The sequence below is a fragment of the Cellulomonas sp. P4_B5_2 genome, from assembly GCF_056402235.1.
Genome location: NZ_JBFUHU010000200.1, coordinates 1 through 6,946, shown reverse-complemented (window position 1 = coordinate 6,946; position 6,946 = coordinate 1). Strand labels below are relative to the sequence as shown.

The following is a 6,946-nucleotide window of genomic DNA, read 5'->3' as shown; positions in this document are numbered from 1 at the left end:
CTCCCCCGCTGCACCGACGCGGTCGAGGCGGCGGTGGGCGCGCTCGCCGCGGAGCCGGGCCGCCCGGTCGCCGACGTCGCGCGCGCGGTGCACCTGTCGCACGCCCACCTCGACCGGGGGTTCCGGCGCGTGGTCGGGCTGAGTCCCGGCACGTTCGCCCGCGTGGCTCGGATGCGCGACCTGCTGGCCTCGCTCGACTTCGGCCGTCCGGTCGGCTGGGGGCAGGTGGCCGCCGACCGCGGCTGGTACGACCAGGCGCACCTCATCCGGCACTTCCGGCGGCACACGGGCACGACGCCGAACGCCTACCTCGCGGCGTACCGCGCGGTCTACGGGGACGTGCCCACCGAGCCGGGGTTCGCGCCGGTGGTCAACTCCGTCCAAGACGGCGTCGTCCCGGACGCCTAGCGTCGCGCCATGACCATCGCGATCGACACCACGACGAGCATCGCCGCACCGCCCGACGCGGTCTGGGCCGCGCTCACCGACTGGTCCCTGGCGCCGCGCTGGATGCCCGGGGTCTCCGCCATGACCGGGCCCGTGGCGCCCGGGTCGACGGTGACGTTCACGGTGCGCGGCAAGGAACGGACCGCCCTCGTCGACGGCGTCGACGCGCCCCGACGCCTGGACCTGGTGTCGCGTTCCGGACCGGTGACGGCCGTGTACACCTACACGCTCACCCCGACCGTGCCCGGCACCGATCTCCGGCTGGTCGCGGACGTCGTCGTGCGCGGGCCCGTGAAGCTCCTCGCGGGGGTCATCCGTCGCTCGGTCGCCCGGGAGGACGGCGTCCAGCCCGAGCGCCTGCGCGCGGTGGTGGAGGCGGTCAGCCGACCAGCAGGCTGACCGCGCGGTGCAGGTCCGCCCGCGTCTGCTCCAGGTCCGGCCCGGGGGCGAGCGTCACGCCGTGGACCAGGCCGAGCACCTGGCCGAGCAGCCGGTCCGCGGCCCACTCGTCGTCGCCCCGCTCTGCTCGTAGGGCCGCCACCTTCCGCGCGTGCGACTCGACCGACTGCGGCAGCCGCGCGAGCACCGCCGGGCGCTCCAGGTTGTGCCACAGGAGCAGCCGCACGAGCGACGGGTGCGCCAGGTTGAAGTCGAGGATGCGCACCGAGTACCCGGGCAGGTCCGCGGCGTCGAACGGCACGGCGTCCAGCAGCTGCTCGATCCGGTCCTCGATCACCCGGTCGAACAGCTGGTCCTTGCTGCCGAAGTACGCGTAGATCCGCTGCTTGTTGGCGCCCGCGCGCTCGGCGATCCGGTCCACGCGCGCGCCGGCGAGCCCGCGCTCGGCGAACTCGTCGGCGGCCGCGTCGAGGATGCGGCGCGGGGTGTCGGCGGCCATCACGCGGGCAGCGTCGTGCCCGTGAGGTCCTGCGCCACCGCCCAGAGGCGCGCCGCGGTGTGGTCGTCGCGCATGCGGCGGTTGAGGCGGGCCGGACCGGTGGGGCCGACGAGCCCGAACCGTCCGGACGGGCCGTAGTAGCCGTCCTCGACCGCGCGGGGGTCGGCCGCGGCGAACAACATCGGCTCGGCGCCCTGCTCCGGCTGCTGCGACGGGACGAACGGCAGGTTGCCGATGGGCGAGCGGTGCACCGAGTCGCGGCCGAGCGAGGCGCCCGCGGTCTGCAGGTTGGTCTGCGTGAACCCCGGGTGGGCGGCGTTGCTGCGCAGGGCCCAGCCGCGCTGCATCGACACGCGCGCCAGCTGCCGGGAGAGCAGCAGGTCGGCCAGCTTGGACTGGGCGTACGACCGCGTGGGGCTGTAGCGGCGGCGGGTCCACTGCAGGTCGTCGAACCGGATGCGGCCCACGTTGGCCATGCCGCTGCTCATCGTGGTCACGCGGCCCTCGGGCGCGGCGAGCAGGAGCGGCAGGAGGAGGTTGGTCAGCGCGAACGGCCCCAGGTAGTTGGTGCCCAGCTGCAGCTCGAAGCCGTCCTCGGTCTCGAAGCGGGTGGGCGGGGCCATCACGCCGGCGTTGTTGACCAGGGTGTCGAGGCGCGGCAGGTCGCGACCGAGCTGCTCGGCGAACGCGCGGACCGACGCGAGGGAGGCGAGGTCCAGCAGACGTACCTCCGCGGAGGCGTCCGGGTGGGCCGCCACGATCTCCGCGAGCGCCTTGTCGCCCTTCTCGGCGTTGCGCACCGCGAGCACCACGTGCGCGCCCGCGGCGGCCAGGCGCTCGGCGGCCTCCCGCCCGGTGCCGCTGTTGGCTCCGGTGACGACGACGGTGCGGCCGGACTGGTCGGGGACGACGTACATCTGAAGCTCCTCGCGGTAAGCAACCAACTGGTTAGTTGGTCACCATAACAGGCGATCGCGGCCCGCGCGGGGTCGAATGGAGACATGACCACCGTCCCGAACATCACCCTGAACACCGGCGTGCAGATCCCCCAGCTGGGCTTCGGCGTCTTCCAGATCGACCCCGCGGAGACCAAGGACGCGGTCCTGCAGGCCTTCGAGGTCGGCTACCGCCACATCGACACCGCGCAGATGTACGGCAACGAGAAGGGCGTCGGCGACGCCGTGGCCGCATCCGGCCTGGATCGCAAGGACGTCTTCCTCACCAGCAAGCTGAACAACGACATGCACGACCCCGCGGACGCGGCGATCGCGTTCGACCTCACGCTCGAGGCGCTCGGCACGGACTACGTGGACCTCTTCCTCATCCACTGGCCGCTGGCGACGGTGAGCGACTTCGTGGAGACCTGGAAGGCGATGGAGGACTTCTACCGGTCCGGCCGAGCCAAGTCGATCGGCGTCTCCAACTTCCAGCCGCACCACCTGAACCGCCTCAAGGCGGAAGCCACGATCACGCCCGCCGTGAACCAGATCGAGGTGCACCCGTACCTCACGCAGGAGGCGGTGCGCGCGTACGGCACGGAGCACGGCATCGCCACCGAGGCGTGGAGCCCGATCGCGCAGGGCAAGGTGCTGGACGACCCGACGATCGTGCGGATCGCCGAGTCCATCGGCAAGACCCCCGCGCAGGTCACGCTGCGATGGCACCTCCAGCGCGGCGACATCGTGTTCCCGAAGTCGGTCACCCGCAGCCGCATCGAGGAGAACTTCGCGCTCTTCGACTTCGAGCTCGCCGACCTGGACGTGGCGGACATCTCGGCGCTCAACCGCGACGAGCGCACCGGCCCCGACCCCGACACGTTCGACTACGTTCCTTCGTAGCTGTCGATCCGGCTGCTCACCGTTCGTACAGACGGTGAGCAGCCGGCGCAGGGCCGGCGGCCGCACATCGAGGAGGACGCCATGAGCCACTACCTGCTGAGCGTGATGGAGCCCGCCGGTCCCATGCCCGACCCGGAGTTCCTCGAGCCGATCATGAAGGCGGTCGGCGACGTCGACCAGGCCATGAAGGACGCCGGCATCTGGGTCTACGCGGGCGGGCTGCACGACCCCAGCACCGCCACCGTCCTGCGCGCCAAGGACGGCGACGTCATCCCCACCGACGGACCGTTCGTCGAGGCGCGGGAGCACCTGGGCGGGTTCACGATCATCGACGCCGACGACCTCGACGCGGCCCTCGACTGGGGCGGACAGCTGGCCGTCGCCACGGGGCTGCCGATCGAGGTGCGGCCGTTCCGCTACCAGTGATGGTGGCGGACGAGGACGCGATCGCGCGGGTGTTCCGCGCGGAGCACGGCCGCGCGGTCGCGGTCCTCGCCCGGTCCTTCGGTGACCTCGACGTCGCCGAGGAGGCCGTGCAGGACGCGTTCGTCGCAGCCGTGCAGCGCTGGCCCGCGGACGGCGTCCCACCCAGCCCGGCCGGCTGGATCATCACCACGGCCAAGCGCAAGGCGATCGACCGGCTGCGCCGCGAGGCGTCCCGCGACGACCGGCACGCTCAGGCGGCGCTCCTGCACGAGCGCGACGACCCGGTGGAGGTGGGGCCCGTGCGCGACGACCGGCTCCGGCTCGTGTTCACGTGCTGCCACCCGGCGCTGTCGGTGGAGGCGCAGGTGGCGCTCACGCTGCGGCTGCTCGGCGGGCTGACCACCGAGGAGATCGCCCGCGCCTTCCTGGTGCCGGAGCCGACGATGGCGCAGCGGCTGGTGCGCGCCAAGGGCAAGATCCGCGACGCCCGCATCCCCTACCGGGTGCCCCGCGACGCCGACCTGCCCGACCGCCTGCGCGCGGTGCTGGCGGTGGTCTACCTGGTGTTCACCACCGGCTCGGCCGCCCTCACGCGAGACGACCTCTGCGCCGAGGCGATCCGGCTGGGCCGCGTCCTGGTCGAGCTCATGCCCGACGAGCCCGAGGCGCTCGGCCTGCTCGCCCTCATGCTCCTCACCGACGCCCGCCGGGACGCCCGCATCTCCGAGACCGGCGACCTGGTGCTCCTGCGCGACCAGGACCGCGCACTCTGGGACGCCGAGCAGCTCGACGAGGGCCGTGAGCTCGTGCGCCGGTGCCTACGACGCGACCACCTGGGTCCGTACCAGCTGCAGGCGGCGATGCAGGCCGTGCACAGCGAGCCGGCGGGGACCGACTGGCGGCAGATCGTGCTCTTGTACGACCAGCTGATGTCGATCGCGCCCAGCGCGGTGGTCGCGCTCAACCGGGCGGTCGCGGTCGCGGAGCTGGAGGGGCCCACCGCCGGCCTGACCCTGGTGGACGGGCTGCCGCTGGAGCACTTCTACCTGTTCCACGCGGTCCGTGCCGACCTCCTGCGCCGCCTGGATCGTGCCCCGGAGGCCGCCGACGCCTACGACCGGGCCCTGGCGCTGACGGAGAACCCCTCCGAGCGGGCCTTCCTGACCGCCAGCCGGGACGCGCTCAGCCCAGCCGGCTGACCAGGTCCGCGCGGACCGCGAACCACTCCGCGGCCACGATAGAGAAGTACGCCGTGTCCCGCAGGCCGCCGTCGGTGGCGACCGTGTGGACGCGGCGGACCCCCTCGAGCTTCCCGCCGATCCGCTCGATCGCCGCGCGTGACGCCGCGTTGTGCGCGTCGGTCTTCAGGGTGACGCGCAGGGAGTTCCAGGTCTCGAACGCGTGCGTGAGGAGGAGCAGCTTGGTCTCGGTGTTCACCGCGGTGCGCTGCGCCGACGCCGCGTACCAGGTGCTCCCGATCTCGGCGACGGACGGGGGGTTCTGATCGCTCGGCGCCCCGCCGACGCCGATGCCCGGAGGCCACGGTGCCGGGTTCTCGAAGACCTCGAGGTCCAGGAACCGCGTGCTGCCGACGAGCGCCCCGTCCGACGTCCGCCGCACCGCGAACGGCACCGCGCGACCGCCGGCGGCGTGCTCGAGGGCGGCCTCGACGTACGTCCGGGTCTCCTCGACCCCGTCGGGCACCCACGTGAACCCGTAGCTGCCGCGCTCCTCGGCGGCGGCCACGGCGAGCTCGCCGACGTGCGCGAGGGCCAGCGGCTCGAGCTGGACGTGCCGGCCGGTCAGGGTGAAGGGCGCGATCATGCGGCCATCGTGCCCGACGTCCTCACGCCTCGGCGTGCGCGTTCGCCTCGCGGATCGCCCRCCGCCCGCCCGGGACCACCAGCGCCAGCGCCACCACCAGCAGCAGGGCGATCCCGGCCCAGATCAGCAGCGACTCCACCGAGAACCGGTCCGCGAGCGGCCCGAACACCGCCATGCCGAACGGCATCGACACGGCCATGACGATGCCGACGAACCCGAACACCCGCCCCTGCATCTCCGGCTCCACCGTCTCCTGCAGCACCGTGAACGAGGGCGTGGAGAACGACGGCACGAACAGCCCGAGCAGGAACATGAAGCCGAGGAACACCCAGAGGTTGGTGGACAGGCCGAGCCCGACGGAGATGCCACCGAACACGAGTGTGGAGCCCAGGATCATGCGGACCCGGTTCCACTTCCCCGCCCAGGCCGCCACCGCCGCACCGCCGAGCACCATGCCGATGCTGAACGCCAGCTCGTTGGCCGTCAGCTTCCACACCTCGTCGCCGAAGGTCCGCACGATCATCAGCGGCGTGAGGAACGAGGGGGCGACGATGAGCACGAACACCACGGCGTACAGGACGAGCACCCAGCGGACGAACGCGTGCGAGACGACGTACCTGACGCCGCCGACCAGGTCGTCGAAGTAGCCCAGGTGCTCGGTCTCCGCCGACCGCACCAGCCGCGGGACGGTGACCAGGAGCAGCAGACCGATCCCGATGACCGCCGTGACCACGTCGATGTAGAACACGGCCACGATCGACATGCTGGCGTAGACCGCGGCCGCGGCCGCCGGGGCGACGAGCATCATGGCCGACTGGATGGTGCCGTTGATCCCGTTGACCCGCATGAGCTTGTCGGCCGGGACGATCTGCGGCAGGAGCGCGGCGACCGCGGGCATCTGGATCCCCGCGCCGGCCGAGCGGATGGCGATCGCCACGAAGATCAGCCAGAGGTCGGTGGCGCCGGCTGCCATGAACATCGCCAGGGCGAGCGTGACGATCGCGATGGTGGCGTCGGCGCCGATGATCAGCTTCTTGCGGTCCAGCCGGTCCGCCCACACGCCGCCGAAGATCGAGATGACGGCCTGCGGCAGGAACCCGAACACCGCGTACATGGCCATGACCCCGCCGGACTTGGTCTCCAGGGTCAGGTGCCACATCACGGCGTACTGGACGAGCATCGAGCCGAACAGCGAGACCGTCTGGCCGGACAGGAAGATCGTGACGTCCCGGCGCCAACCGGGTCGCTCGGGCGTGGGAGCCTCCACGTCCGTCTGCGTCGGTTCGGTCATGCCGCTCATGGTGTCAGCCGGCTCCGACATCGGTCTCCGGAGATTCGGAGGCCGCCGCAGCCGCGGCACCCTCTCCGGCTGACGCCGCCCTAGCCATCAGCAGGTCCCGCTCCCGCCGCGTCGGCGCCAGGGTCGCGGCCCGCTCCAGCTCGTCGGCCGCCTCGTCGGCACGCCCGAGCCGGAGCAGCACGTCCCCGCGGACCGCGCCGTACAGGTGGTACC

At 72.5% G+C, this 6,946-nt stretch carries 9 protein-coding genes and 1 pseudogene; 5 read left to right on the top strand and 5 right to left on the bottom strand.

What is annotated here, in order from left to right:
- The coding region (locus AC1DUQ_RS14580) for a helix-turn-helix transcriptional regulator (RefSeq protein ID WP_477074028.1) at positions 1-408 on the top strand (408 nt) is incomplete at its 5' end.
- Positions 409-417: 9 nt separating this feature from the next.
- Positions 418-846 carry an SRPBCC family protein gene (locus tag AC1DUQ_RS14575; RefSeq protein WP_477059427.1) on the top strand — a complete coding sequence of 143 codons (429 nt, stop codon included), beginning with the start codon at positions 418-420 and terminating at the stop codon, positions 844-846.
- Here AC1DUQ_RS14575 and AC1DUQ_RS14570 read toward each other — a convergent pair.
- Both AC1DUQ_RS14570 and AC1DUQ_RS14565 read right to left on the bottom strand, forming a co-directional pair.
- On the bottom strand, positions 827-1,345 hold the full coding sequence (locus AC1DUQ_RS14570; protein WP_477060786.1) for a TetR/AcrR family transcriptional regulator: 519 nt from the start codon (positions 1,343-1,345) through the stop codon (positions 827-829). The two genes, AC1DUQ_RS14575 and AC1DUQ_RS14570, sit on opposite strands and share 20 nt — an antisense overlap.
- A complete protein-coding gene (locus AC1DUQ_RS14565; protein ID WP_477059428.1) occupies positions 1,345-2,262 on the bottom strand; it encodes an SDR family oxidoreductase in 918 nt (305 codons plus the stop codon). The genes AC1DUQ_RS14570 and AC1DUQ_RS14565 overlap by 1 nt, the downstream gene beginning before the upstream one ends.
- A gap of 84 nt (positions 2,263-2,346) precedes the next feature.
- On the opposite strand from AC1DUQ_RS14565, the gene AC1DUQ_RS14560 reads away from it, so the two are divergent.
- The 3 genes from AC1DUQ_RS14560 (at position 2,347) to AC1DUQ_RS14550 (ending at position 4,808) form a co-directional block, all read left to right on the top strand.
- On the top strand, positions 2,347-3,183 hold the full coding sequence (locus tag AC1DUQ_RS14560) for an aldo/keto reductase (RefSeq protein ID WP_477059429.1): 837 nt from the start codon (positions 2,347-2,349) through the stop codon (positions 3,181-3,183).
- Positions 3,184-3,264: 81 nt separating this feature from the next.
- Positions 3,265-3,609, top strand: coding sequence for a YciI family protein (locus tag AC1DUQ_RS14555; RefSeq protein WP_477059430.1), 345 nt, complete (start codon positions 3,265-3,267; stop codon positions 3,607-3,609).
- Positions 3,609-4,808: an RNA polymerase sigma factor gene (locus AC1DUQ_RS14550; protein ID WP_477059431.1), complete on the top strand. Its 1,200-nt coding sequence runs from the start codon at positions 3,609-3,611 to the stop codon at positions 4,806-4,808. The genes AC1DUQ_RS14555 and AC1DUQ_RS14550 overlap by 1 nt, the downstream gene beginning before the upstream one ends.
- Here AC1DUQ_RS14550 and AC1DUQ_RS14545 read toward each other — a convergent pair.
- From AC1DUQ_RS14545 to AC1DUQ_RS14535, 3 genes and pseudogenes are all read right to left on the bottom strand, one after another.
- Positions 4,792-5,433 carry a GNAT family N-acetyltransferase gene (locus AC1DUQ_RS14545; protein ID WP_477059432.1) on the bottom strand — a complete coding sequence of 214 codons (642 nt, stop codon included), beginning with the start codon at positions 5,431-5,433 and terminating at the stop codon, positions 4,792-4,794. The genes AC1DUQ_RS14550 and AC1DUQ_RS14545 overlap by 17 nt on opposite strands.
- A gap of 22 nt (positions 5,434-5,455) precedes the next feature.
- On the bottom strand, positions 5,456-6,724 hold the full coding sequence (locus AC1DUQ_RS14540; RefSeq protein WP_477074027.1) for an MFS transporter: 1,269 nt from the start codon (positions 6,722-6,724) through the stop codon (positions 5,456-5,458).
- 13 nt (positions 6,725-6,737) lie between these two features.
- Positions 6,738-6,946, bottom strand: a pseudogene (locus AC1DUQ_RS14535) (RNA polymerase sigma factor); the annotation flags it as partial.